Consider the following 24818-nt stretch of genomic DNA (forward strand, 5'->3'; position numbering starts at 1 on the left):
GCGCGGCGGTCGCGGCGAGCGCGGGCGCGCCGATCCCGGCGACGAGCAGCCCGGCCGCCAGCACCGCCCCTGCGAACGGGAGCAGCAGCGCGAAGCCGAGCACGGCGGCACCGCCCACGAGCGCGGCGGCGGTGGCCGGCAGCAGCACGCGGACGAGCAGGTCCTGCGGTGCGTCGGTGTCCGCGACGAGCCGGGTCAGCAGGTCGCCGCGGCGGTGCCGCGCGGTGGCGGCGGGGCCGAGCCGGACGAGGTCTGCCCAGACCCGGACGCGCAGCGCGCTGCCCACCCGGAGCGCGGCGTCGTGCGACACGAGCCGCTCGGCGTACCGGAACACGCCCTTGCCGAGGCCGAACGCGCGCACGCCCACGATCGCGACCATCAGCGTCAGCACCGGCGGCTGCAGGGCCGCGGCCGAGATGAGCCAGGCCGAGGTGGCGGTCAGCGCGACGCCCGAGCCGAGCGCCGCGGCGCCGAGCAGCACGGCCACGACCAGCCGGCCCCGCTGCCCGCGCGCGACGGACCGCAGCGGCGCGGAAGGGCCCGGCCGGGGCGCGTCGTCGGCCGGGGTCGGCTCCGGGCTTCGCGCACCTGGGGTCTGCGTGATCTCCTCCCCCGCGACGGGCGTGGGCGCGAGCGTGACGACCCGGTCGCACCGGGCCAGCAGCTCGGGCCGGTGGCTGACCAGCACGACGGTCCGACCGGCGGCGATCTCCGCGAGGCCGTCGCCGATCGCCGCCTCCGTGGCCGCGTCGACACCCTCGGTCGGTTCGTCGAGGAGCAGCAGCGGGCGGTCGGCGAGCACGGCACGGGCGAGGGCGACCCGGCGCCGTTGTCCGGTGGACAGGCCGGCGCCGTCCTCCCCGACGGGGGTGTCCGGTGGGACGTCGAGCCGGGCGAGCCCAGCGGCCCGCGCGACCGCGTCCGGTCCGGCGTCCGGATCGGCGAGCGCGATGTTCTCAGCAGCGGTGCCCGCGAGCAGCACGGGTCGCTGCGGCACCCACGCGACCCGGCGGCGCCAGGCGGCCGGGTCGACGTCGGCCAGGTCGGTCCCGCCGACCAGCACCCGGCCGGCGTCCGGCGTCCGCAGCCCGGCGAGGAGCTCCACCAGGGTCGTCTTGCCGCAGCCGCTGGGTCCGCGCACGCCGACGATCTCGCCGGGGTGCAGGGTCAGGTCGAGCCCGTCGAGGATCGGTGCGGCGCGGCCGTCGACCCGGATCCCGTCGAGCACGACGGGGTGCGTCGCGGGGTCCGGCGCCGCGGCCGGACCGGGAGGCGGGACCGGGGTGTCGAGCAGGTCGAGCGCGGCGGAGGCGGCGGCGGTGCCCGCGGCGGCGTCGTGGAAGCGCGCCCCGACCGCCCGCAACGGGAGGTAGACCTCGGGCGCGAGCAGCAGCACGAGCAGCCCCGTGGCGAGGTCGAGCGAGCCGCCGACCAGCCGGAGCCCGATGGAGACCGCGACCAGCGCCACCGACAGGGTCGCGACGAGCTCCAGGACCAGCGCCGACAGGAACGCCACGCGCAGGGTGCGCATCGTCGCCCGCCGGTAGGCCTCGGTCATCGTGCGCAGCCGGCCGGACTGGTGCCCCGCGCGGCCGAAGGCGACCAGCACGTCGAGTCCCGCGACGAGGTCGAGGAAGTGGTGCCCGAGCACGGCGAGCGTGCGCCAGCGCCGGGCCGTCGAGCGCTGCGTGTGCAGCCCCACGAGCACCGCGAACAGCGGGATCAGCGGCACCGTCAACCCCACGAGCAGCCCGGACAGCCAGTCGGCGGTGAGGATGCGGACCGCCAGGACGACCGGGACCACGGCCGCGACCAGCAGGGCCGGCAGGTAGCGGCCGAAGTAGGCCTCGAGGTCGTCGAGCCCGCGGGAGGTCAGCGTGGCGACCTCGCCGGCCGGGGGCAGGGCGCGGTGCCGCGGCCCGAGCCGGAGCACGTGCCCGACGACCTGGCTCCGCAGCTCCCGCACCACGTCGGCCGACGCCCGGTACGCCGCCACCTCGCCCGCCCAGGCGAGCCCGGCCCGTCCGGCGACGGCCAGGGCGGCGAACCCCAGCAGCGGCAGCAGCGCCGCGAGCCCGGCGCCGCCGAGGAACCCGTCGGCGACGACGGTCGCCAGGAGCTGGGCCTGCACCATCACCAGGAGCGCGGTCGCGACGGCGATCGCGAGGGCGGCCAGCACGAACCGGCGGGCCGCCGCGGCGTGGCGGAGCAGCCGCGGGTCGAGGGGCCGCCGGGCGGGATCGGGTGTCATCCGGCCCTCCGATCCCGGCTGCGCTCACGTCCGGTGATCACCCTCCCGGGCGACGGCGCGGCGTCGCGAGGGCACAGGGGCGGTCCGGGACGGGACCGATGCGGGCCGGGACAGGGACGAAGGTCCCGGCCCGGTGACGGGCGTCAGCGCCGCCAGCGGTTGCGGGCGAGCATGCCGGTGGCCCGGGTCTTGCCCTTCTCGCCGAACACCAGCTCGGAGAGCGCCTCGTAGATCTCCTCCGGCCGCGGCATGTAGTCGATCCGGTTCAGCGCCTGGATCTGGCCGGCGGACTCCACGATCAGCGTGCCGTAGCCCAGGAACCGGCCGCCGATGCTGCGCTCGAAGGTCAGGTCGGTGACCTTGCCCAGCGGCATCATGCCCACGCTGTGCGTGATGATCCCCTGCGCGAGCATCACGCGCTTGTCCGTGATGACGATCCGCTCGATCCACCAGAGGATCGAGTTCACCACGAAGCGCAGCACCGCGACCAGCGCCAGGTAGAAGGTCAGGTTGTCGACGAGCGCCTCGCCGAACCCGCCGGCCTCGCCGACCCGCCCCTGCAGCACCCGGTCGATCGCGATCATCGCGATGAGGAACAGCCCCGTCTGCGTGATGTGCGGGATCATGACGGCCCAGTGCTGCCGCACCCGGATGACCCGCCGCTCCGTGGGGAGCAGGTACTCGTCGATCTCCCGGGGGGCGAGCATCAGGGTGCCAGGCTGGAGAGGAAGCTCGTGATGTTCGTGCCGACGCCGTAGAGCCAGTTGCCGATGCCGTTGACGGCGCCCGAGGCGCCGCTGGGGTTCGTCACGATGAAGAACACAACCAGGGCGATGACGATCAGCCCGGTCAGCTTCTTGACGTTCACACGACCACCGTTCCGGCAGGAGGAGCTGGCAAGATCAGAAAATACCGACATCCCCGGCGTGAGGATACGGCCACGCGGGGAGCGTACCGTTTCGGCCGATGACCGAGGGTAGCCGACACGTCCCCTGTGTGGGGGCAATCCTGCACGATGCAGATGGCAGGTTACTGCTGATCAAACGGGGGACGGAGCCCGGGCGAGGGCTCTGGTCGCTCCCCGGCGGGCACGTCGAGCCGGGCGAGGACGACGCCGCCGCGCTCGTCCGCGAGATGGCCGAGGAGACCGGGCTGGCGGTGTCGGCGGGGCCGCACGTCGGCACCGTTCTCGTAGGGCCGTACCGGATCGCGGACTACCGCTGCACGCTCGTCGGGGGCACCCTCACCGCCGGCGACGACGCCGCCGACGCCCGCTGGGTCGACGCCGCCGAGTTCGCCGCGCTCCCCCTCGTCGACGGCCTCGCCGAGACCCTCGCGGGCTGGGCGGTCCTGCCGCGCTGAGCCTCCCCGAACGGACGAACGGCACCCTCGCTCGGATCTACCGGGCGAGAGTGCCGTTCGTCTCAGATCGACTCGGCCGGCTCAGGAGGCCGGGACCGGGCGGCCCGGCTGCTCGCCGCCGCGGGAGTCGCCGTAGCTGCGCTTGGGGACCATCACCTTGCGCCGGAAGGTGCACACGACGGTGCCGTCCTGCTTGTAGCCGCGCGTCTCCACGTAGACCACGCCGCGGTCGTCCTTCGACTTCGACTCGGTCTTGTCCAGGACCTCGGTCTCGCCGTAGATCGTGTCCCCGTGGAAGGTCGGCTTGGTGTGCTTCAGCGACTCGACCTCGAGGTTCGCGATCGCCTTGCCCGACACGTCCGGCACGGACATGCCCAGCAGCAGCGAGTAGATGTAGTTCCCGACGACGACGTTGCGCTTGAAGTCCGTCGTCTCCTCCGCGTAGTTCGCGTCCATGTGGAGGGGGTGGTGGTTCATCGTCAGGAGGCAGAAGAGGTGGTCGTCGTACTCGGTGACCGTCTTCCCGGGCCAGTGCTTGTACACCGCCCCGACCTCGAACTCCTCGTAGTAACGGCCGAACTGCAACGTTCTCGCCTCCATCGCCGACAATCCGTACGGCCGGGTAATCTAGCCGGTGGCCCGCTTCCCGAGAGGCGCGGCGCGATCACGGTCACGCACGAGGACCGCGAGTGGCGGAGGAGGTGACGCGCGATGGATCCGGCGCCAGGCAGTAGTACCGAGCGCGTCCCCGCCGCTCCCGTCGTGGGCTGAGTCACGCCCTGCGGCGTCCGGCGAGACGTGCCTTCCCCGCGTCCCCGCCCGTTCTCGCCGCAGGAGGTGCGCCGTGCCGCCCCTGTCCTCCCTCCGCCCCGCCATCAAGGCGGCCGGCTCGCGTGCCCGCCTGGGTCGCAACGCCCACACCAGCGTGCTGCCGCGGCTGCGTGTACCCGTCTCGGCCTACGTGGTCGACTGCGGCGTGTACGTCGACGGCGAGCGGCTGCCCGGTCGCTGGACGCACGACGCGGCCATCGACGAGGTCCGCGAGCGCGGCGAGGGCTTCGTCTGGATCGGGCTGCACGAGCCCACCGAGGACCAGATCACCGGCATCGCCGAGACCTACGGGCTGCACGAGCTGGCCGTCGAGGACGCGGTGCACGCGCACAACCGGCCGAAGCTCGAGCGCTACGACGACACGCTGTTCATGGTGCTCAAGACCGTGAGCTACGTCGGGCACGTCGAGCCGACCACCAGCAACGAGATCGTCGAGACGGGCGAGGTGCAGGCCTTCGTCGGCCGGGACTTCGTGGTCACGGTCCGGCACGGCAAGCACACCGGCCTCGCGGCGGTGCGGCGCAAGCTGGAGGAGGACGCCGAGCAGCTCGCCCTCGGCCCGGCGGCGGTGCTGCACGCCATCGCCGACCACGTCGTCGACACCTACCTCGAGGTCACCGAGGCGATCGAGGACGACATCGACGAGCTCGAGGCCGAGGTCTTCGCCCCGCGCACCACGATGGATCCCGAGCAGATCTACGTGATGAAGCGCGAGATCCTCGAGCTGCGCCGCGCCGTCACCCCGCTGCTCAAGCCGCTGCACAAGATCACCGAGGGGTACAGCTCGCTCATCCCGCACGAGGTCCGCAGCTACTTCCGGGACGTCGAGGACCACCTGTCCGGGGTCGCCGAGCGCGTCGCGGGCTTCAACGAGCTCCTCACGACGCTGGTCGACGCCGTGCTGGCCAAGGTGTCCATGCGGCAGAACTCCGACATGCGCAAGATCACCGCGTACGCCGCGCTGATCACCGTGCCCACGATGGTCGCCGGCATCTACGGGATGAACTTCGACTACATGCCCGAGCTGCACTGGCAGTTCGGCTACCCCCTCGTGATCATGATCATCGTGCTGGCCTGCGGGCTGCTCTACCGCAACTTCCGCAAGAACAACTGGCTCTGACGGCACATCCGGCGCACGGTCGGCTCGACTCGGCTCAGCCGAGCTCGGTACGGAGCCGGACCGGGCGGGAGATGATGCTGCCCACCGGCGAGGTGGGGACCACGGCCGTGAAGAGCTCCTCGAGCTGCTCCCGCGTGGCGGTGGGCGCCCTGAGCGACACGGTCGCCCGGACGTCGGTGTAGCCCGGCCAGACCTCGTCCGGGTCGCGGAGCCCGAAGAAGCCCTGCAGGTCGAGCTCGCCCTCGATCTCGATGTCCACACCCTCGAGCTCGATCCCCCGCAGGGCCGCGTTGGCGACGAACCCGGTGGTGAGGCAGCAGCCGTAAGCACCGAGCACGACCTCCACCATGTTCGGAGCGCTGTCGGAGCCGCCGAGCACGGTGGGCTCGTCCATCGGAACGACATGCTCCTTGTCCGGGCGCGCGATCACGGCACGGCTGCGCAGGCCCTTCTCCCACCGGGTGCCCGCCTTCCACACGGTCGCACCGGCCTCGGGCTCCGAGCGCACCCTGTCGATGAGCTCGGTGAGCACGCCTGCGTCGAAGCCCAGATCCACCTTCATCAGACGCCTCCTCGGGTCCGCGGGCAGAACAGGGTACGGCGGGGATCTTGTCCGGGCCACCACCGCGCCCCGGAGCTTCGGGGCAGCGGAGGTCGGGTTCGACTCGCGGATCGGCCGGACCTGGCTAGCCTTCGACCCGTGTCGAAGCGCCGCCCCGTCACCCCCCTCCGCCTGCTGCGCACTCCCCCGTGGGCGGAGCAGGAGCCGTCCTGGCGGGGGGCCAGCCCCGCGCTGATCCGCGCCGCGACCGAGCGGGCGGCCGCACGGCCGTCGGGCGGCTGGGTGGTGCTCGCCGCCAGCCGGGAGGTGCGCCCCGGGAAGGCGTTCGGGCGGACGGTGGCCGGTCGCGAGCTCGTGGCCTGGCGGGACGCGGCAGGCGCGCTGCACGTCGGGCCGGGCGCCTGTCCGCACCTCGGGGCCGCGCTCTGCGACGCCCCGGTCCACGACGGGCAGCTCATCTGCCGGTGGCACGGGCTCGCCCTCGGCGCCGGCGGGCGACCCGGCTGGTCGCCGCTGCCCGCGCACGACGACGGCGTGCTGGCCTGGGTCCGGCTCGACGACCTGCTGGCCCCCGGCGAGAGCCCCACCGGAGCGCCCGTGCTGGGCCCGCGGCCGCCCGCCGAGGGGTCGTTCGCCGCCGTCGCGACGGTGATCGGGCGGTGCGAGCCGCAGGACGTGGTCGCCAACCGGCTCGACCCGTGGCACGGCGCCTGGTTCCACCCCTACTCGTTCGCGTCGCTGCGGGTGCTCGACGCCCCCTCCCCCGGGGTCACCGAGGCCGAGGACCGGTTCCTCGTGGAGGTCAGCTTCCGGGTCGCCGGGCGGATCGGGGTGCCGGTGCACGCCGCGTTCAGCTGCCCCGAGCCGCGCACGGTCACGATGGAGATCGTCGACGGCGAGGGCACCGGCAGCGTGGTCGAGACGCACGCGACGCCGCTCGGCCCCGGTCCCGACGGTGCGCCCCGCACGGCGGTGATCGAGGCGGTCGTGGCGTACTCGGACCGGGGCGGGTTCGCGCAGGTCGCGAAGGTGGGCGGGGCGCTGCGCCCACTGGTCCGCGCCACCGCCGCCCGGCTGTGGAAGGACGACATCGCCTACGCGGAGCGGCGGTACACGGTCCGGACGCGGTAGGCGCTACTCGCGCTGCTCGGCTCCGACCCCGGAATCGGCCACGGCAGCGTCCTTCGGGTCGCCCTCGGCAGCGTCCTCCGGGTCGCCCCCGCGCGTGGCCTCCCGCTCGGCCCGGCGCAGCCAGGGCGAGCCGGGCGGCTCGGCCTGGGCGGCGCCGCGGCGCGACCCGCGGAAGAGGTTGCGGACGCGGCGGGTCGCCGCAGCGCGCGGCGCCTCCTCCCGGGGCTCCGGCTCCTCCCTGGGCTCCGGGTCCCGCCTGGGCTCCGGGTCCTGCCTGGGCTCCGCGTCCTGCCTGGGCTCCGGGTCCTGCCCGACGAGCTCGTCGGGTTCGGCGCGCTCAGTGGGCTCGCCGGAAGCGGTGGCCTCGGCGGGTTCCGTGCGCTCGCCGGAGGCGGCGGGCTCGGCGGGCTCCGTGCGCACCGTGCGCACCGTGCGCTCGGTCGATTCGGCGGGCTCGGTCGATCCAGCGGGCTCGGTGGGTTCGACGGGCCGGCCCGCGTCGGCGTCCTCGGCGACGGTCGGGGCGTCGACGATCCCGGTCCGCGCGACCGCGTCCGCCTCGACGGGCGGCGCCGGAGCCTCCCGCTCCACCACCTCCGTCGGCTCCTCGCGCGGCGGCTCCTGGCGGTGCTGTTCGGTCTCCGCGCTCTCCGCCCGGCCGGACCGCTGCCCCTCCTCCTCGACCACCGGCATCCCCACGGGCGGCGTCTCGGCGTCCGCGTCGGCGTGGGTGAACAGCACCGTCTCGTCCGGGTCGTCGAGGTACTGCGTGCCGTCGAGGTCGTGGTTGTCCTCGAACTCGTCCATGTCCGCGTACGAGGTGGGGCCGTCGTCGTCGGTGTCGATGGAGCCGAGGTCGGAGTCGGGGTCGGCGCCCCCGTCCCGCGCCGCGTAGCCGGCCTCGTCCTCCTCCTCGTCGAGGTCGAAGACGTCGCCCCGGTCGTCGGCGGGCTCCTCCCGCCGCGACACCGGGCCCCACTCGCGCCGTTCCGACGGGCTCGGCCGCGGCGCCGGGACCGGCGCCGACGCCGCGGGCGGGGTGTCGGTGCCGCGGTCCGCCCAGGAGTCCGTGCCGGGGTCCCCGGAGTCGAGGTCGTCGAGCGGTTCGTCGGGCTCGTCCTCCGGCTTGCGCCCGAGGAAGGTGTGGAGGATGTGCTCCTGCCAGCCGCCGACCGTCTGGACCCGGACGTCCGTGAACCCGGCGACCTGGAGCCGCTCCTTGAACATCGACGGGGAGTCGAACCGCAGCACCGAGTGCCACAGGTACGACGCCATCCCCGGCACCCGCCCGCGCATCCGGATCCGCGGCAGGTAGTCCAGCCAGCACGCCGCGGTCCAGCGCGTCCGGGCCGCGCGGTCGCCGCGCACCGAGTACTCGTGCACCGCCAGCGGCGCCCCCGGCTTGAGCAGCTCCAGGAGGTAGTCGAGGGTGTCGTCGAGGTTGCGCTGGTGGCGCATCTGGAACACGACGAGGATCCCGTCGAACCGCGGCTCGATGCCCTCGGCGCGCAGGGCGTCGTCGAGCGTGCCGAGGGTGCCGTGCAGGAACCGGTAGTCCGGTGCCCAGTCCAGCCGCCGCGCGGTGCCGACGAGCTCCGCGGACTCGTCGACGGCCACGACCTTCCATCCCGGCGCCTCGTCGACGACCCCCTGCACCGGCGCCCCGCTGCCGCAGCCCAGGACCAGCAGCGTGCGCTTGCGCCCGCTCAGGCCCATCCGGTGGATCGTGGTCCGCAGCTGCGCGCGGTAGGCGTCGCTGTTGCGGACGATCCGGTCGAAGGCCCGGGCGGGCTGGTCCAGGGCGGTGTCGGCCGCCGGCAGGACGGTCTCCGGCGCGCTGGTGTCCGTTCCGCTCACCCGCACGATCCTGGCCCATGGAAGGCCGCCGCCCAAGGGGACGCGCGCCGGGACGGGAGCGAATAGGCTGGTCGGGCGATGGTGCGAACCCTGGCGGTGGCCGACGAGGAGATCCCCGGACTGCGTTGCGGCGCGGCCCGGCGCGGCGCCGTCGACCTCGTGCTGGCCGCGGGCGACCTGCCCTTCGACTACCTGGCTGCAATCGCGGACGACGTGGACCGGCCCGCCGTGATGGTCCCCGGCAACCACGACCGCGACCTGAGCGGCTTCCGCCAGCGCCGCGGGCTGTGGACCAGCGCCGGGCACCCCTGCGAATGGCCCGGCCCGGCCGGCTTCGAGAACGCCGACGGCCGGATCGTCGACGCCGGCGGGCTGCGGATCGCCGGGCTCGGCGGCTGCCTGCGCTACCGGGCCGGCCCCAACCAGTGGACCGAGGCCGAGCAGACGCGGCGGGCGAAGCGGCTCGTCCGGCTGGCGAAGCGGGCCCGGCGCAAGGACGGCAGGGGCGTCGACGTCCTGCTCACGCACGCCCCGCCCCGGCACTGCGGCGACCGCGAGGACGGCCCGCACCGCGGCTTCGTCTGCCTGCACGGGGTGGTCGCGCAGCTGCAGCCGCGGTTCCTGGTGCACGGTCACATCCACCCCTACGGTGAGCCCGTACCGGACCGGATGCTCGGCACCACCCGGGTCGTCAACGTCGTCGGCAGGAAGGTGCTGGACCTCTAGTGGAGACGGGTTTCCCGCAGGCCGACGCGGAGCACGACTTCCTCCGCCAGCGCCGCCGGCAGGTGCTCTCGCGTCTGGTGGCGTGGCTGCGCCACGAACCCGACGACGTCTCGGAGATCCTCCCGTTCGACGAGGTGGTGGCCGCCCTGGGCCGCACGGGCGAGCGTCGCCTGCCGGGCATCCACATCGTGGAGCTGGACACGATCGTCGGCAGCGTGGACCGCACCACGGACTTCGACCGCTGGTTCCGGCCGCGCAGCCGGCACAGCCGGGAGCGCTGGGAGCGGCTGGCCCGGGCGCAGCGGCGCGGCGAGACGATCCCGCCCGTGGACCTGTACCGGGTGGGCGGGCTGCACTTCGTCCGGGACGGGCACCACCGGGTCTCGGTCGCCCACGCCCTGGGCCTGCGCACGATCGACGCGCTGATCACCGAGGTCACCACGAAGATCGACCCGAACGGCATCGTGCACCGCGGCGACCTCATCACGAAGGACCTGCGGCGCGTCTTCCTCGACCGCGTCCCGCTCGGCCGCACCCAGCTGGCCACGATCGAGGTCGGCGACGCCTGGAACTACGCGGAGCTGTCCGAGACCGTCGAGGCGTGGGGCTTCCGGCTGATGCAGAGCGAGGGCCGCTACCTCGACCGCGAGACCGTCGCCCGCCGCTGGTGGGCCGAGGAGTACCGCCCGGTGGTGCGGCTGCTCGCCCAGGCCGCGCTGATCGGCGACCGCACCGAGACGGACGCCTACCTGCACCTCGCCTGCCAGCGCTACCGCCTGCTGCGCACCCACCGCTGGGACGACGACGTGGTCGAGCGGCTCCGCGCGAACCCCGGCTGACCCCGTGAGTGGCAACTGCCCCTAGCGGGGCAGTTGCCACTCACGACCCCCGCCGAGCTGCGGAAACCTCAGTTGCCGCCGAAGGCCGAGTCGAACGCTGCCCCGGGCGGGTCAAACAGGTTGCGCCGCACGAACGCCAGCGCGTCCGGCGCCCCGATCAGCCGGTCCATGCCGGCGTCCTCCCACTCGATCGACACGGGCCCGTCGTAGCCGATGGTGTTGAGCATCCGGAAGCACGCCTCCCACGGCACGTCGCCGTGCCCGGTGGACACGAAGTCCCACCCGCGCCGCGGGTCCGCCCACGGCAGGTGCGAGCCCATCCGCCCGTTGCGCCCGTTGCCGACCTGGCGCTTCGCGTCCTTGCAGTCGACGTGGTAGATCCGGTCCCGGAAGTCCCACAGGAACCCGACCGGATCGAGGTCCTGCCACACGAAGTGGCTCGGGTCCCAGTTCAGCCCGAACGCCTCCCGGTGCCCGACGGCCTCCAGCGCCGCGACCGTCGTCCAGTAGTCGTAGGCGATCTCCGACGGGTGCACCTCGTGCGCGAACCGGACGCCCACCTCGTCGAACACGTCGAGGATCGGGTTCCAGCGGTCGGCGAAGTCCCGGTAGCCCGCGTCCACCATGGACTGTGGCACGGGCGGGAACATCGCGACGGTCTTCCAGATGGCGGAGCCGGTGAACCCGACGACCGTGCGCACCCCGAGCTTCGCCGCCGCCCGGGCGGTCACCTGCATCGCCTCGGCCGCCCGCTGCCGCACCCCCTCGGGCTCGCCGTCGCCCCACACCCGCGCGGGCACGATCCCCTTGTGCCGCTCGTCGATCGGGTCGTCGCAGACCGCCTGGCCGGTGAGGTGGTTGGAGATCGCGTACACCCGCAGCCCGTGCTTCTCCAGGATGTCCAGCCGCTCCTGCACGTACCGGTCGTCCTCGACGGCCGCCCACGGGTCGAAGTGGTCGCCCCAGCAGGCGATCTCCAGTCCGTCGTAGCCCCACTCCCCCGCCAGCCGCGCCACCTCGGTGAAGGGCAGGTCGGCCCACTGCCCGGTGAACAGCGTGACCGGTCTCATGACGCGTCCCCCTCGATCGTCTCCCAGCAGCTGCCCCCGGCCGCGGACCGTTCGACCGCGTCGAGCACCAGCTGCACCTGCAGCCCGTCGGCGAACGACGGCGTCGGGTCGGTCCCCGCCGCCAGGTCGCGCACCAGGTCCGCCATTTCGTGCACGAAGGTGTGCTCGTAGCCGAGCCCGTGCCCCGGCGGCCACCACGCCTCCATGTACGGGTGGGTCGGCTCGGTGACGTGGATGCGCCGGAAGCCGGCGGTGTCGGGCGCCTCGGTGCCGTCGTGGAACCAGAGCTCGTTCATCGCCTCGAAGTCGAACGCCAGCGAGCCCGACCCGCCGTTGACCTCCAGCCGCAGGCCGTTCTTGCGCCCGGTCGCGAAGCGGGTGGCCTCGAACGAGGCGACCGCGCCGCCGGCGAAGCGGCCGAGGAAGAGGGCCGCGTCGTCGACGGTCACCGGCCCGCGCTGGGCACCGCCGGCCCCGGACAGGCCGCCGGACGCGGTCGCCAGCGGCCGCTCCTTCACGAACGTCTCGGTGAGTGCGGAGACGCCGGTGAGCCGGTCGCCCACGACGTACTGCGCGAGGTCCACGATGTGCGCGCCGATGTCGCCGAGCGCCCCCGAGCCGGCCTTGTCCCGCTGCAGCCGCCAGACCAGCGGGAACTCCGGGTCGACGATCCAGTCCTGCAGGTACACCGCGCGCACGTGCCGCACCGGGCCGATCCGGCCCTGCTCCACCAGCCGCCGGGCCAGCGCGATCGCTGGCACCCGGCGGTAGTTGAACCCGACCATCGAGCGCGCCCCGCGGGCCCGCGCCCGCTCCGCCGCCGCGACCATGGCCCGCGCCTCGTCGACGCTGTTGGCCAACGGCTTCTCGCACAGCACGTGCTTGCCGGCGTCGAGTGCCGCGATCGCGATCTCCGCGTGCGTGTCGCCGGGCGTGCAGACGTCGACGAGCGCGACGTCGTCCCGGGTCAGCAGCTGCTTCCAGTCGGTCTCGACGGACCGCCAGCCGAGCCTCGCCGCGGCCGCCCGCGCCGCCGCGGGGTCGCGGCCGCACAGGACCGCCATGTCGGGGGCGAGCGGGAGGTCGAACACGTGCGCCGCCGAGCGCCACGCCTGCGAGTGCGCCGCGCCCATGAAGGCGTAGCCGATCATGCCGACGCCGAGCGGAGGAGTCACGACTCGAAGCCCAGCGGCAGGTAGTCGGCCACGTTCTCCTTGGTGATGGTCGCCGAGGCCAGCGTGATCGACGTCGGGACCTCCTTCTCCACCAGGTCGCTCATGCCGCGGTTCTGCGCGACGAGCCGGGCCAGCGCGATGGCCGACGACGCCATGGTCGGGCTGTAGGTCACCGTCGCCTTGAGCACGGTGTTGTCGGCCTGGATGTCCCGCATCGCGTTGGCCGAGCCGGCCCCGCCGACCATGAAGAACTCGTTGCGCCCCGCCTGGTTGATCGCGGCGAGCACGCCGATGCCCTGGTCGTCGTCGTGGTTCCAGAGGGCGTCGAGCTTCGGTGCGGCCTGCAGCAGGTTCGCCGTGACCCGCTGCCCGCCCTGCGCGGTGAAGTCCGCGGCCTGCCGCGGGCCGACCGCGTAGCCGTAGGAGGCCAGGGCGTCGGAGAAGCCCTTGCTGCGTTCCTGGGTCAGCGGGAGGTTGTCGATGCCCGCGACCTCGCCGATGACCGGGTTCGTGACGTTCGCGGCGCGGAGCCGCTCGCCGATGTAGGTCCCGGCGCTGACGCCCATGCCGTAGTTGTCGCCGCCGATCCACGTCCGGTAGGCCAGCGGCGAGTCGAAGATGCGGTCGAGGTTGATGACCGGGATGTCGGCGTCCATCGCGCGGCGGCCGAGACTGGTGAGCTGGCTGCCGTCGTTGGGCAGGATGACCAGCGCGTCGACCTTCTGGTTGATCAGCGTCTCCACGGCGGCGATCTGCTGGGCGACGTCGTTGGTCGGGTTGACGGGGGCGAAGGTCACGTCGGGGTACTGCTCGGCCTGCGCCTTCGCGTTGTTCGCGATCGCCGCGATCCAGCCGTGGTCGGCCGCGGGCGCGGAGAACCCGATGGTGACCGGGGCGCCCGGCGTGGCGTTGTCGCCGCCGGCCGCGGCGACGTTGGCGCCGGACCCGCTGGACGGGGCCTCGTTGCTCGTGCACGCCGCCACCGTGGCGACCGTGCCGACGCCGAGCGCCGCGAGGAAGCCGCGGCGGCCGAGGCCCCCGGGCAGCAGGGAATCGGTCATGGCTCTCGCGCTCCTTTGCGGGACAGCGGGTCGGGCGGGTCGGGTGGGCCGGTCAGGTGGTGGACGAGCGCCGGGCGCGGGCCTGGATGAGCACCGCGACGACGATGATCGCGCCCTTGGCGATGTTCTGGACCTCGATGGCCAGGTTGTTCAGCACGAACAGGTTGGTGATCACCGTGAACACCAGGACGCCGAGGATGGAGCCGATCAGCGTCCCGCGGCCGCCGGTGAGCAGCGTGCCGCCGATGATCACCGCGGCGATGGCGTCGAGCTCGTAGAGCGTGCCGTGGGTGCTCGAGCCGGTCGTGGTGAGCGAGGCGATCATGATCGCCGCGATGCCGCAGCACAGCCCCGAGACGACGTAGAGCAGCACGGTGTGCCGCCGCACGTCCACGCCCGCCAGCCGCGCCGCCTCGGGGTTGCCGCCGATCGCGAAGGTGCGGCGGCCGAAGGTGGTGCGGTTCAGCACGACCCAGCCGACGGCGATGACCACGGCGAAGATGTAGACGAGCAGCGGGATGCCGAGGATCCGGGTGCTCGCGATGGCCGCGATCACGGGGTCCGTGACGATCTGGCTGCGCCGCCCGGAGATCAGCTCCGCCAGGCCCTGCGCGGAGATCAGCATGGCCAGCGTGGCGATGAACGGGACGATCCGGCCGTACGCGATCAGCACGCCGTTGATCAGCCCCGCGCCGACCCCCACCGCCAGCGCGCAGAAGATCATCACGAGCGCGCCGAACGACTGCGTGGCCACCGTCGTGGCCCACACCGACGCCAGCGCCATCACCTTGCCGACGGACAGGTCGATGCCGCCGCCGATGATCACGAACGTCACGCCGACCGTCAGGACCCCGATGATCGACGCCGAGGTCAGCACGGTCAGCAGGTTCGACGCCGTCGGGAAGGTCTGCGGCGCCGTCACCACGCCGACCACCGCGAGCAGCACCAGCACGGCGACGAGACCCATGTTGCGCCCGATGCCGCCCTCGAACAGCAGCCGCACCACGCGGGACGGTTCCGGCCGCGCCGGCGGGTGGGCCTCCGGTGCCTCCGGCGCTCGCGCCTCGGAGGTCGGGCTCGGCTCGTTCACGATCCCGCCCCCGCGGTCGGCCGTCCGTCGGCGGTCATGTCGGCTCCTTCCATCACCAGGTCGAGCACCCGGTGCTCGTCGAGCTCGGCGGCCGGGCCCGCGTGCACGATCCGGCCCTCCCGCACGACGAGCACCCGGTCGGCCAGCCCGAGCACCTCGGGCACCTCGCTGGAGACCAGCACCACCGCGACGCCCTCGCCCGCGAGCCGACGGACCAGCGCGTAGATCTCGCTGCGGGCGCCGACGTCGACGCCGCGGGTGGGCTCGTCGAGCAGCAGGACGGTGCATCCGTGCAGCAGCCAGCGGGCCAGGACGACCTTCTGCTGGTTGCCGCCCGAGAGCGTGCGGGCGGGCCGGCGCGGATCGGCGGGCCGGACGTCGAGCTGCGCGGTGACCACGCCGGCGTCGGCCAGCTCGGCCTCGCCGCCGAGGAACCCGCCGCGCGCGAAGCGGCGCAGGGCCGGGAGGGAGACGTTGCGCATCACCGGCTCGTCGAGCAGCAGCGCCTGGGTCTTGCGTTCCTCCGGGCACAGCCCGAGCCCCGCCCGCACCGCGGCGGGCACGGACCCGCGGGGCAGCGCCCGGCCGCGCACCCGGATCTCGCCGGCGTCCGCGCGCCGGGCGCCGTAGACCGTCTCGAGGATCTCCGAGCGGCCGGAGCCGACCAGGCCGGCGAGGCCCACCACCTCCCCCGCCCGCACGGTGAACGAGACGCCGGAGAACTCGGTCCCGCGGCCCAGGCCGTCGACCTCGAGGACGACCTCGCCGACCTCGCCCGTCGACGGCGGGAACACGTACTCGAGCGAGCGGCCGGTCATCAGCCGGATGACGTCCGCGGTCGGGGTGGTCCGGGCGGGGAGGTTCCGGGCGACCGTCCGGCCGTCCTTGAGCACGGTCACGCGGTCGCCGATCTCGCGGATCTCCTCGAGCCGGTGCGAGATGTAGACGACGGCGACGCCGTCCGCGGTGAGCTCGCGGATCACGCGGAAGAGGTTGCGCACCTCCTCCGGGTCGAGCACCGCCGACGGCTCGTCCATGACGATCAGGCGGGCGTCGCGGGCCAGCGCGCGGGCCATGCTGACGATCTGCTGGCCGGCGGCGGACAGGTCGCCCAGCTCGCGGCGCGGCGGGATCTCGGGGTGGCCGAGCCGCGTCAGCAGCCGGCGGGCGATCTTCTCGGCGTCGCGGGGGCGGGTGAAGCCCAGCCGGGCGGGCTCGTGGCCGAGCACGACGTTCTCCGCGACCGACAGCCCGGGGACGAGGTCGAGCTCCTGGTGGATGGTGGCGATGCCCGCGGCGTCGGCGGCGTGCGGCGAGCCGAAGGTGACCGTGTCGCCGTCCCAGGTGATCGCGCCGGCGTCGGGGCGGTGGGCACCGGCCAGCACCTTGATCAGCGTCGACTTGCCGGCCCCGTTCTGCCCGAGCAGGCAGTGGACCTCGCCGGCGGCGACGTCGAGGTCGACGCCGTCGAGCGCGCGCACACCGGGGAAGGTCTTCACGATCCCGCGCATCGTCAGCAGTGACGCCACGAGGGGAAAGTAGAAGCGTTGACCAGCGCCGTACAACGACCGAATAATGCCCTTTCGCGCTATTTATCGGACGATATCGGGGCGTGACAATGGCGTTGCCGCACTCGACCACGGCCCGGCCTCCGCTGCCGGGTCCCGCACTGCTGCCCCCGTTGCGGCTCAGCGCCCCGCCGCAGTCCGGGCGCATCGACCCGGCGCTGCTGCTCAGCACCGTCGCCCGGCTGGTCGCGTCGGACACCGCGGTGAGCAAGGCCGACCTGGTCGCCGCGACCGGCCTGGCCAGGACCACGGTGAGCACCGCGGTCGACGGGCTGCTCGCCGGCGGGCTCCTCCGGCTCGACGGGCTGCGGCCGACGGCCGGCCGGGGCCGCCCCGCCGAGCGGCTCGCGCTGGCCGCGGAGGGCGGCCAGGTGCTGCTCGCGGACGTCGGCGCGCGGGGTGCGCACCTCGCCGTGACCGACCTCGCCCAGCGGGTGCTCGCCCACACCCACGTCGACCTCGACGTCACGGACGGGCCGGACACCGTGCTCCGGACGGTGGAGACGGAGCTCACCCGGCTCCGTACGGGATCGGCCGTCCCGGCGCGGGCGGTCGTGATCGGCCTGCCCGGGCCGGTCGACAACCACCTCGGGATCCCGGTGCGGCCGCCGATCATGCCCGGCTGGCACGCCTACCCGGTGACGGCCCGGCTCCAGCAGACCTTCGGCTGCCCGGCCGTGCTGGAGAACGACGTCAACCTGCGCGCGCTCGGCGAGGCCCGGGCGTTGCCCGCCGACCAGGTTCCCCTGCTGTTCGTCAAGGTCGGGACGGGCATCGGCGGCGGGCTCGTGACCGGCGGCGGCTCGCTGCACCACGGTGCGGACGGCGCGGCCGGCGACATCGGGCACGTCCGGGTGCGCGGGGCGCCCGACGACGCGTGCGTGTGCGGCAACGTCGGCTGCATCGAGGCCGTCGCCTCGGCCGGGGCCATCGCGCGCCGGCTGGGCGGCCGCGGCGAGGTGCCCTCGATCGCCGACCTGCGGGCGATGCTGGGGCGCGGCGACGCGCGAGCGGTCGCGGCGGTGCGCGAGGCGGCCGGGTTGATCGGCGAGCTCGTCGCGACGCTCGTCCACCTCTACAACCCGGCGCGGGTGACGATCGGCGGCTCCCTCACCGCCGCCAGCGACGAGCTGCTCGCCGGGGTCCGCAGCGTGGTCTACCAGCGCGCGTTACCCCTCGCAACGCGCAACCTGGTGCTGACCAACAGCGTGCTCGGGGAGTACGCGGGCGTCGCCGGCGCCACGGTCCTCGGCATCGAGCGGGTGCTCTCCGCGGAGTCGATCGGCCTCCTCCTCCCCGCCCCCTGACCCGCTCTCCCCTCCCGCGAGTCGGGACGTCCGGCAGCGCGAGTCGGGACTTCCGAGCGCGCGAGTCGGGAGATCCTGCATCTCACGACTCGCGCTGCAGGATCTCCCGGCTCGCGGGACGGGATCAGACGGTGGCGGGGGCGGCCTCGCTCGCAGTCAGGTTCTTCCCGTTCTTCGGGTCGAACACCTGCAGCTTCGAGGTGTCCACCCACACGTCGACGGACTGGCCCTCGCTGGCCCCCGACGCGGCGGACAGGCGGGTGACCAGCTGGCCCGCGTCGCCGCCCGGGACGTCCGCGGTGCCGGCGTCGGCGGCCAGCTCGGCGAGCTCGTCGGAGGTCGCCTGCTCCTCGATCGTGAAGTAGGCGAACTTGTCCGAGCCCATCGACTCCAGCACGTCGACCTGGGCGGAGAACGTGGAGCCCTGGTGGCGGATGCCCTCCTCGATCAGGGCGGCGTCCTCGAAGTGCTCCGGCCGGATGCCGACGATCACGTCCCGCTCCGCGCCCGACGAGGACAGCGTCTGCCGCACCTGGTCGGACAGCGCGAGGTCGCCGAGGGCCGTGCGGAGCGAGTCGTTCTCCAGCCGCGCCGGCAGGAAGTTCATGGCCGGCGAGCCGATGAAGCCGGCGACGAACAGGTTGGCCGGGTGGTCGTACAGGTGCTGCGGCGAGCCGATCTGCTGCACCACGCCGCTGCGCATGACGACGATCCGGTCGCCGAGCGTCATAGCCTCGGTCTGGTCGTGCGTGACGTAGACCGTGGTCGTCTCCAGCCGCTGCTGCAGCTTGGAGACCATCGTCCGCATCTGGACGCGCAGCTTGGCGTCGAGGTTCGACAGCGGCTCGTCCATGAGGAAGGCCTTGGGGCTGCGGACGATCGCGCGGCCCATCGCGACGCGCTGGCGCTGGCCGCCGGACATGTTGGCGGGCTTGCGGTCCAGGTGTTGGGTGAGGTCGAGGATCTTCGCGGCGTCGGTGACCTTCCGGTCGATCTCCGCCTTGTCGACCTTGGCCAGCTTGAGCGGGAAGGCCATGTTCTCCCGCACCGTCATGTGCGGGTAGAGCGCGTAGGACTGGAACACCATCGCGATGTCGCGGTCCTTGGGGGCGCGCTCGTTCATGCGCTGACCGCCGATGCGCAGCTCGCCGTCCGAGATGTCCTCGAGCCCGGCGATCATGTTCAGCGTCGTGGACTTCCCGCAGCCGGAGGGGCCGACGAGGATGATGAACTCGCCGTCGGCGATCTCGATGTTGACGTCGTCGGCGCCGAGGGTGCCGTCGGGGTAACGCTTGTAGACGTGGTCCAGGACGATGTCGGCCATCGGGTTATCCCTTCACTGCGCCGGAGGTCAGCCCGGCGACGATCCGGCGCTGGAAGAACAGCACGAAGACGATGATCGGAATGGTGAGCAGCACGGCCGCGGCCGCGATCGACCCGGTCGGCTCCGCGAACTGCGAGGCGCCGGTGAAGTTCGCGATCGCCACCGTCGCCGTCTGCGAGCGGCTGGTCGACGTCAGCGAGATCGCGAACAGGAAGTCGTTCCAGCAGAAGATGAACACGAGGATCGCCGTGGTGAACACGCCCGGCGCGGCCAGCGGGACGATGACCGAGCGGAAGGCCTGCAGCGGCGTGGCGCCGTCCATCTTCGCCGCCTTCTCCAGCTCCCACGGGATCTCCCGGAAGAACGCGGACAGCGTGTAGATCGCCAGCGGCAGCGCGAACGTGATGTACGGCAGGATCAGACCGAGCCAGGTGTCGAAGATGCCGATCCCGCGGAAGATGTCGAACAGCGGGCTGACCAGCGAGATCTGCGGGAACATCGCGATGAGCAGCGAGACGCCGACGAGGACCTTCTTGCCCGGGAAGTCCAGGCGGGCGATGGCGTAGGCCGCCATGGTCCCGATCACGACCGCGAGCACCGTGGAGATCAGCGCGATGCCGATGGAGTTCCGCAGCGCCGCCGTGAACAGGCCGATCTGGAAGATCTGCGCGTAGTTGTCGAGCGTCCAGCTGCGCGGGAAGAAGTTCCCGTCCGTGATCGTGTCGGTGGTCTTGAAGCTCAGCGACAGGATCCACAGCACCGGCACCAGCGCGTAGAGCAGCACGACCAGGTCGGCGACCGCCCACCAGGTCTTCTTCTGCCCCTCGGACATGCCCGCGCCCTTGGACGAGCCCTTCGCCGGGGCGGCCGGCCGGGACTCCACTGCGGTGGCCATCAGCGCTTCCCCTCGTCGGACCCGGGCGCCGCGGCCCCGAATATCTTGATGAACAGGAACGCGATCAGAGCGACGGCGATGAAGATCAGCACGCTGATCGCCGAGCCGATGCCCAGGTTGAAGGCCTTGAACAGGTTGTCGTAGCCGAGCATCGACACCGAGCCGGTGCCGTTGGAGCCCTGCGTGAGGATGTAGATGTTGTCGAACACGCGGAAGGCGTCGAGCGTGCGGAACAGCAGCGCGACCAGGATGGCCGGCTTCATCATCGGCAGGATGATCCGGGTCAGCCGCTGCCACGGGCCGGCGCCGTCGACCTGGGCGGCCTTGAGCAGGTCGTCCGGCACGAGGGCGAGGCCGGCCATCAGCAGCAGCGCCATGAACGGCGTGGTCTTCCAGACCTCGGCCAGGATGATCAGCAGGATCGCCGACACCTGCCCGGTCAGCGGCGCGGCGCCCTCGGGCAGCATCGCCGCCAGGTAGCCCTTGTCCGGCGTCCAGGCGAACTGCCAGCTGAAGGCCGCGACGACCGTGACGATGCCGTACGGGATGAGCACGACGGTCCTGGTCAGGCCGCGCCCGACGATCGTGCGGTGCATGACCAGGGCCAGCGCCAGGCCGAGCACGAACTCGATCGCCACCGAGACGATCGTGATGATCATCGTGACCAGGAAGGCGCGCCACCAGTACTCGGACGTCAGCACGGCGGCGTAGTTGGCGAACCCGGCGAACGCGCGGTCCGCCGGGAACCGCAGGTCGTAGCGCTGGAAGGACAGCCAGACCGCGTAGACGATCGGGTACGCCGTGACCGCGACCATGATGATCGCGGCGGGGGCGCAGAGCAGGAGCCCGAGCCTGCGCTCCGCCTTCTTGCCCTCGGACAGCGCCGGCTTGCCCTTCCGGTGCGCCCCGCCCTGCTGCTCGGTCTGCTGTGTCGTCGAGGCCGCGAGGGCCCCGCTGTCGATGCTCACGGGACCAGCCCTTCGGAGTTCTGCGCGCGGACGATCTGGTCGGCGAGCTCGGCCGGGACCGCGGCGGGGTCGATCTCCGCGGGCGGGTTGAGCAGGTCCGAGATCACGATCGAGATGCTCTGGTAGGCCGGGGTCTTGGGCCGCACGCTCGCGTTGTCCAGCGACTCCTTGATCGCCTGCCAGGCCGGGTACTCCTGCTGGAAGGACGGGTCCGAGTACAGCGCCTCGAGCGTCGGCGGGACACCGCCGTCGACGGCGTTGCGCAGCTGGTTCTCCCGGTTGCGCAGGCACTGCACGGCCTCGAACGCCAGGTCCTTGTGCAGCGACGTGCTGCTCACGCCGAGGTTCAGGCCGCCGATGGTGACCTTCGCCGGCTCGCCCGGGTTCACCGACGGGTACGGCGCCCACGCGAACTCGTCGACGACCTGGCGCCCGGTGTCCGTGGCGGCGGGCTTGCCCTGCTCGTCGATGAAGGTGCCACCGCCGCCACCGTCCGGCGGCGGGGTGTTGATGGAGGCGTAGACGAACGGGTAGTTGATCTGGAACGCGGCGGTGCCGGCCTCCATCGCGAGCCGGCCGTCGTTCTCCTTGGCGACCGACAACGACGGGTCCGACGCCGGCGACGACGCCACCCGCTTCATGATCGTCGCGGCCTCCTCGGCGTCTCCCGACCCGGGCTGCTCGGCGATGAGGACCTTGCCGTTCTCGTCGACGATCTGGCTGCCGGCGCTGTTGACCAGCGTGTTGAACCAGACCGTGAGGCCCTCGTACTGGGCGCCCTGGACCTCGATGTAGGAGGGGAGACCCTTCTGGTGCAACGCCTCGGACATCTGGATCATCTCGTCCCACGTCGTCGGCGGCGTGGGGGCGAGGTCCTTGCGGTACCAGAGGATCTGGGTGTTGGTGTTGAGCGGGGCCGCCCACAGGTCACCCTGGTAGGTGCCGGTCTCGAGCGGACCGGCGAGGGTGCCCTGCTCGACCTGGCTCCGGACGGCCGGCGGGAACTTCTCCAGCCAGCCGGCCTTGGCGAACTCGGCGGTCCAGGTGACGTCGATGCCGACGATGTCGACGGCGGTGTCGCCCGCGACGAGCCGCCGGGCCAGCTGGAGCCGCTGGTCGTCCGCGCCCTTGGGGAGGGTCTGCTGGGCGATCGTGTACCGGCCGTTCGCGGCCGTGGTGCAGTCCTTGGCGGCCTCGGCGTACTGCGTCGCGCCGTCCGCCGGGGTGTAGAAGTTCAGCGTCGGCGGCCCGGCCGCCTCGGCCCCGCAGCCGGCCAGGACCGCCGCGGCGAGCACCACGCCGCCCGCGGCCGCCCAGCGGCCTCGCCCGCGACGCCGTCTGCGACGCCGCACCTCGGCTCCCCCGGCCCGCGTGCCCGGCGGCTGCCCCATTCCGGCCTCCCGTTCCGGCGACGCGGGCGGCCGGTACGGGAGCAGCGGCGCGGCATCGCACAGTCGTGTGACCCCGATCACGAGCGGCGATCGGTACGGGAAACCTATGTCGGCTCCGGGCACCCCGCAATCCGAGATCGCGGCAGTGACCAAGCCGAGACCTGATCAGACCGAAATGGACACCAACGGACGAGTCCGGCTTGCGTTCAGGCGCCCGCGGCGGTACCCATCGCCAGCTTCGCCAGCAGCTCGCGGGCCTTCTCCGCGTTGCGCGGCTGGCACAGCACGTCGTACCGGCCGGCGACCATCTGGCTGGCCGAGGTGAAGTCCCGGCGGCCGCGGGTGCCCCAGTACTGGGCCGCCGCGAAGGCCAGGCCGAACACGATGCCGCCGAGCAGCGCGACCACGATCCGGACGACGCCGCCGCCCCCGGTGCTGAACAGGCTGAGCAGCAGGCCCACGAACAGACCGAACCAGGCACCGGAGGCCGCCCCCGAGAGGAGCACGCGGCCCCAGGTCAGCCGCCCGACGATCCGCTCGACGAGCATCAGGTCGACGCCGACGATCGTGACGTCCCGCACGGGGAAGTCGCTGTCGGCGAGATGGTCGACCGCCCGCTGCGCCTCCTCGTAGGTGGCGTACGAGCCGACCGGCCAGCCGGTGGGCGGGGTGGGCAGATTGGGCAGGCCCGGCGCGGGCTGTCCGCTTCCGCCGAACGGGGTGGTCACGGGCTCTCTCCTCGGTACGGCCGACTGGACACCTCGGACATCTCGGTGCCCATGATGTCAACGACCGGGACCGCGCCGAAGTGCCCTCCGCGCTGGTCACGATAGAGGCACGCCGCCGGGACCGCTGCCGGCGCACCCGCTCCCGGACGTCGGCCCACCGCCACTCGGTCGGTCCTGTGCGTACGGCGGTCGGCCGATGGTTCCCCCCGGCCGACTGCTGGTGCTGCTGGTGCTGGCCGGACTCGTGGTGGGCGGAAGGGCGCGGACGGGTGCGCCGCTTCGGCGCCGGGGACGAGTGACCGCCTCGTGAGTGGCAATAGTCGCTATAGCGACTATTGCCACTCACAGGGGTCAGCGGCTCTTGTACTCCTTGAGCAGCCCGCGGGAGATGATCGTCTTCTGGATCTCGCTGGTGCCCTCGCCGATCAGCAGGAAGGGCGCCTCGCGCATCAGGCGCTCGATCTCGTACTCCTTCGAGTACCCGTAGCCGCCGTGGATGCGGAAGGCCTCCTGGGTCACCTCGGCGCAGTACTCGCTCGCGAGCAGCTTCGCCATGCCGGCCTCGACGTCGTTGCGCTCGCCTCGGTCCTTGAGCCGGGCCGCGTTGACCATCATCAGGTGGGCGGCCTCGACCTTGGTGCCCATCTCGGCCAGCTTGAACGCGATGGCCTGGTGCTCGGCGATCGGCTTGCCGAAGGTGGCGCGCTGCTGCGCGTACTCCACGGCCAGCTCGAAGGCGCGGATCGAGATGCCGCAGGCGCGCGCCGCGACGTTGACCCGGCCGACCTCGACGCCGTCCATCATGTGCGAGAAGCCCTTGCCGGCCTCCCCGCCCAGGATCTGCGCGGCCGGGATGCGGAAGCCGTCGAACACCGCCTCGGTGGTGTCGACGCCCTTGTACCCCATCTTGTCGATCTTGCCGGGGATGGTGAGGCCGGGGACGACCTCGCCGAAGCCCGACGGCTTCTCCACCAGGAACGTGGTGAGGTTCTGGTACGGCTTCGGGTTGCCGAGGTCCGTCTTCACCAGCAGCGCGATCAGGTTCGACGAGCCGCCGTTGGTCAGCCACATCTTGGCGCCGTCGATGACGTAGTCGTCGCCGTCCTGCTTGGCGCGGGTCTTGATCGCCGCGACGTCCGAGCCGAGGTCCGGCTCCGACATCGAGAAGGCGCCCCGGGTCTCCCCCAGCGCCATCTGCGGCAGGTACTTCTGCTTCTGCTCCTCGGTGCCGTGGTGCATCAGCATGTACGCCACGATGAAGTGGGTGTTGATCACGCCGGAGACGCTCATCCAGCCGCGCGCGATCTGCTCGACGACCAGGGCGTAGGTCAGCAGGGACTCGCCCAGGCCGCCGTACTCCTCGGGGATGGTGAGGCCGAAGAGCCCCATCTCCTTCATCCCGTCGACGATGTCCTGCGGGTAGGCGTCCTCGTGCTCGAGGGCGGTGGCGTGCGGGATGATCTCCTTGTCCACGAACGTGCGGACGGTGGAGATGATCTCCTCCTGCACGTCGGTGAGACCGGCGGTCTGGGCCAGGCGGGCCATGGTGCCTCTCCTCGTCG

23 protein-coding genes are annotated in these 24818 nt (G+C 72.7%); 6 read left to right on the forward strand and 17 right to left on the reverse strand.

What is annotated here, in order from left to right:
• From cydD to PKE99_RS33630, 3 genes are all read right to left on the reverse strand, one after another.
• On the reverse strand, positions 1-2251 hold a 2251-nt coding region (gene cydD, locus PKE99_RS33620), incomplete at its 3' end, for a thiol reductant ABC exporter subunit CydD (protein WP_271214960.1).
• A 143-nt stretch (positions 2252-2394) separates the two neighbouring features.
• The gene (locus tag PKE99_RS33625) at positions 2395-2958 is read right to left on the reverse strand and encodes a PH domain-containing protein (RefSeq protein WP_037042849.1); all 564 of its coding nucleotides are present in this window, start codon (positions 2956-2958) and stop codon (positions 2395-2397) included.
• A complete protein-coding gene (locus PKE99_RS33630; protein ID WP_197040525.1) occupies positions 2958-3119 on the reverse strand; it encodes a hypothetical protein in 162 nt (53 codons plus the stop codon). Before PKE99_RS33630 ends, PKE99_RS33625 begins: the two co-directional genes overlap by 1 nt.
• Before the next feature lie 98 nt (positions 3120-3217).
• Here PKE99_RS33630 and PKE99_RS33635 point away from each other — a divergent pair, with 98 nt between their 5' ends.
• Positions 3218-3613: an NUDIX hydrolase gene (locus tag PKE99_RS33635; RefSeq protein ID WP_037042852.1), complete on the forward strand. Its 396-nt coding sequence runs from the start codon at positions 3218-3220 to the stop codon at positions 3611-3613.
• Between the two features lie 81 nt (positions 3614-3694).
• On the opposite strand, the gene PKE99_RS33640 is transcribed toward PKE99_RS33635, so the two are convergent.
• Complete coding sequence (locus PKE99_RS33640; RefSeq protein WP_037043146.1) at positions 3695-4198, reverse strand: MaoC family dehydratase; 504 nt, start codon at positions 4196-4198, stop codon at positions 3695-3697.
• A 259-nt stretch (positions 4199-4457) separates the two neighbouring features.
• Here PKE99_RS33640 and corA point away from each other — a divergent pair, with 259 nt between their 5' ends.
• Positions 4458-5564, forward strand: coding sequence for a magnesium/cobalt transporter CorA (gene corA / locus PKE99_RS33645; RefSeq protein WP_081923920.1), 1107 nt, complete (start codon positions 4458-4460; stop codon positions 5562-5564).
• Between the two features lie 34 nt (positions 5565-5598).
• Here the strand turns inward: corA and PKE99_RS33650 are convergent, their stop codons facing one another.
• Complete coding sequence (locus PKE99_RS33650) at positions 5599-6126, reverse strand: OsmC family protein (RefSeq protein WP_037042854.1); 528 nt, start codon at positions 6124-6126, stop codon at positions 5599-5601.
• Between the two features lie 138 nt (positions 6127-6264).
• Here PKE99_RS33650 and PKE99_RS33655 point away from each other — a divergent pair, with 138 nt between their 5' ends.
• Complete coding sequence (locus tag PKE99_RS33655; RefSeq protein WP_037042857.1) at positions 6265-7257, forward strand: DUF5914 domain-containing protein; 993 nt, start codon at positions 6265-6267, stop codon at positions 7255-7257.
• A 3-nt stretch (positions 7258-7260) separates the two neighbouring features.
• Here the strand turns inward: PKE99_RS33655 and PKE99_RS33660 are convergent, their stop codons facing one another.
• On the reverse strand, positions 7261-9114 hold the full coding sequence (locus PKE99_RS33660; RefSeq protein ID WP_051737053.1) for a class I SAM-dependent methyltransferase: 1854 nt from the start codon (positions 9112-9114) through the stop codon (positions 7261-7263).
• Between the two features lie 78 nt (positions 9115-9192).
• On the opposite strand from PKE99_RS33660, the gene PKE99_RS33665 reads away from it, so the two are divergent.
• Together PKE99_RS33665 and PKE99_RS33670 are read left to right on the forward strand one after the other, a co-directional pair.
• The gene (locus PKE99_RS33665; RefSeq protein WP_037042859.1) at positions 9193-9840 is read left to right on the forward strand and encodes a metallophosphoesterase family protein; all 648 of its coding nucleotides are present in this window, start codon (positions 9193-9195) and stop codon (positions 9838-9840) included.
• Positions 9840-10679 carry a ParB N-terminal domain-containing protein gene (locus tag PKE99_RS33670; protein ID WP_037042861.1) on the forward strand — a complete coding sequence of 280 codons (840 nt, stop codon included), beginning with the start codon at positions 9840-9842 and terminating at the stop codon, positions 10677-10679. Before PKE99_RS33665 ends, PKE99_RS33670 begins: the two co-directional genes overlap by 1 nt.
• 68 nt (positions 10680-10747) lie before the next feature.
• Here PKE99_RS33670 and PKE99_RS33675 read toward each other — a convergent pair whose 3' ends face one another.
• From PKE99_RS33675 to PKE99_RS33695, 5 genes are all read right to left on the reverse strand, one after another.
• Positions 10748-11749, reverse strand: a complete 1002-nt coding sequence (locus PKE99_RS33675) for a sugar phosphate isomerase/epimerase family protein (protein WP_037042863.1) — start codon at positions 11747-11749, stop codon at positions 10748-10750.
• Positions 11746-12900 (reverse strand): Gfo/Idh/MocA family protein, encoded by a 1155-nt coding sequence (locus PKE99_RS33680; RefSeq protein WP_051737108.1) that lies wholly within the window; start codon positions 12898-12900, stop codon positions 11746-11748. Before PKE99_RS33680 ends, PKE99_RS33675 begins: the two co-directional genes overlap by 4 nt.
• A gap of 20 nt (positions 12901-12920) precedes the next feature.
• Positions 12921-13985, reverse strand: coding sequence for a substrate-binding domain-containing protein (locus PKE99_RS33685; RefSeq protein ID WP_037042868.1), 1065 nt, complete (start codon positions 13983-13985; stop codon positions 12921-12923).
• A gap of 52 nt (positions 13986-14037) precedes the next feature.
• Positions 14038-14952: an ABC transporter permease gene (locus tag PKE99_RS33690; protein ID WP_081923940.1), complete on the reverse strand. Its 915-nt coding sequence runs from the start codon at positions 14950-14952 to the stop codon at positions 14038-14040.
• 119 nt (positions 14953-15071) lie between these two features.
• Positions 15072-16586 (reverse strand): sugar ABC transporter ATP-binding protein, encoded by a 1515-nt coding sequence (locus PKE99_RS33695; RefSeq protein WP_037043150.1) that lies wholly within the window; start codon positions 16584-16586, stop codon positions 15072-15074.
• 107 nt (positions 16587-16693) lie between these two features.
• Here PKE99_RS33695 and PKE99_RS33700 point away from each other — a divergent pair, with 107 nt between their 5' ends.
• Positions 16694-17950 (forward strand): ROK family protein, encoded by a 1257-nt coding sequence (locus PKE99_RS33700; RefSeq protein ID WP_051737055.1) that lies wholly within the window; start codon positions 16694-16696, stop codon positions 17948-17950.
• A gap of 124 nt (positions 17951-18074) precedes the next feature.
• Here the strand turns inward: PKE99_RS33700 and PKE99_RS33705 are convergent, their stop codons facing one another.
• The 6 genes from PKE99_RS33705 to PKE99_RS33730 form a co-directional block, all read right to left on the reverse strand.
• Positions 18075-19274, reverse strand: coding sequence for an ABC transporter ATP-binding protein (locus PKE99_RS33705; RefSeq protein WP_037042870.1), 1200 nt, complete (start codon positions 19272-19274; stop codon positions 18075-18077).
• Between the two features lie 4 nt (positions 19275-19278).
• Entirely contained in the window at positions 19279-20106 is an 828-nt protein-coding gene (locus PKE99_RS33710) for a carbohydrate ABC transporter permease (protein WP_037043153.1), read from the reverse strand.
• Positions 20107-20168: 62 nt separating this feature from the next.
• Positions 20169-21137, reverse strand: a complete 969-nt coding sequence (locus tag PKE99_RS33715) for a carbohydrate ABC transporter permease (RefSeq protein ID WP_037042872.1) — start codon at positions 21135-21137, stop codon at positions 20169-20171.
• Positions 21134-22528 (reverse strand): ABC transporter substrate-binding protein, encoded by a 1395-nt coding sequence (locus PKE99_RS33720; protein WP_081923941.1) that lies wholly within the window; start codon positions 22526-22528, stop codon positions 21134-21136. Before PKE99_RS33720 ends, PKE99_RS33715 begins: the two co-directional genes overlap by 4 nt.
• Before the next feature lie 206 nt (positions 22529-22734).
• The gene (locus PKE99_RS33725; protein WP_037042874.1) at positions 22735-23256 is read right to left on the reverse strand and encodes a YflT domain-containing protein; all 522 of its coding nucleotides are present in this window, start codon (positions 23254-23256) and stop codon (positions 22735-22737) included.
• Between the two features lie 351 nt (positions 23257-23607).
• Positions 23608-24801 carry an acyl-CoA dehydrogenase family protein gene (locus PKE99_RS33730; protein WP_037042876.1) on the reverse strand — a complete coding sequence of 398 codons (1194 nt, stop codon included), beginning with the start codon at positions 24799-24801 and terminating at the stop codon, positions 23608-23610.
• Positions 24802-24818 lie beyond the last annotated feature (17 nt).

Source organism: Pseudonocardia halophobica, from assembly GCF_027922425.1.
Classification (GTDB): Bacteria; Actinomycetota; Actinomycetes; order Mycobacteriales; family Pseudonocardiaceae; genus Pseudonocardia; species Pseudonocardia halophobica.

What these genes read in the sequence shown, in the direction of transcription:
- PKE99_RS33625 (WP_037042849.1), bottom strand. Translation starts at nt 2,958, where the DNA reads ATGCTCGCCCCCCGGGAGATCGACGAGTACCTGCTCCCCACGGAGCGG.
- PKE99_RS33635 (WP_037042852.1), top strand. Translation starts at nt 3,218, where the DNA reads ATGACCGAGGGTAGCCGACACGTCCCCTGTGTGGGGGCAATCCTGCAC.
- PKE99_RS33650 (WP_037042854.1), bottom strand. Translation starts at nt 6,126, where the DNA reads ATGAAGGTGGATCTGGGCTTCGACGCAGGCGTGCTCACCGAGCTCATC.
- PKE99_RS33665 (WP_037042859.1), top strand. Translation starts at nt 9,193, where the DNA reads ATGGTGCGAACCCTGGCGGTGGCCGACGAGGAGATCCCCGGACTGCGT.
- PKE99_RS33675 (WP_037042863.1), bottom strand. Translation starts at nt 11,749, where the DNA reads ATGAGACCGGTCACGCTGTTCACCGGGCAGTGGGCCGACCTGCCCTTC.
- PKE99_RS33680 (WP_051737108.1), bottom strand. Translation starts at nt 12,900, where the DNA reads ATGATCGGCTACGCCTTCATGGGCGCGGCGCACTCGCAGGCGTGGCGC.
- PKE99_RS33685 (WP_037042868.1), bottom strand. Translation starts at nt 13,985, where the DNA reads ATGACCGATTCCCTGCTGCCCGGGGGCCTCGGCCGCCGCGGCTTCCTC.
- PKE99_RS33690 (WP_081923940.1), bottom strand. Translation starts at nt 14,952, where the DNA reads ATGGGTCTCGTCGCCGTGCTGGTGCTGCTCGCGGTGGTCGGCGTGGTG.
- PKE99_RS33695 (WP_037043150.1), bottom strand. Translation starts at nt 16,586, where the DNA reads ATGCGCGGGATCGTGAAGACCTTCCCCGGTGTGCGCGCGCTCGACGGC.
- PKE99_RS33700 (WP_051737055.1), top strand. Translation starts at nt 16,694, where the DNA reads ATGGCGTTGCCGCACTCGACCACGGCCCGGCCTCCGCTGCCGGGTCCC.
- PKE99_RS33705 (WP_037042870.1), bottom strand. Translation starts at nt 19,274, where the DNA reads ATGGCCGACATCGTCCTGGACCACGTCTACAAGCGTTACCCCGACGGC.
- PKE99_RS33710 (WP_037043153.1), bottom strand. Translation starts at nt 20,106, where the DNA reads ATGTCCGAGGGGCAGAAGAAGACCTGGTGGGCGGTCGCCGACCTGGTC.
- PKE99_RS33720 (WP_081923941.1), bottom strand. Translation starts at nt 22,528, where the DNA reads ATGGGGCAGCCGCCGGGCACGCGGGCCGGGGGAGCCGAGGTGCGGCGT.
- PKE99_RS33730 (WP_037042876.1), bottom strand. Translation starts at nt 24,801, where the DNA reads ATGGCCCGCCTGGCCCAGACCGCCGGTCTCACCGACGTGCAGGAGGAG.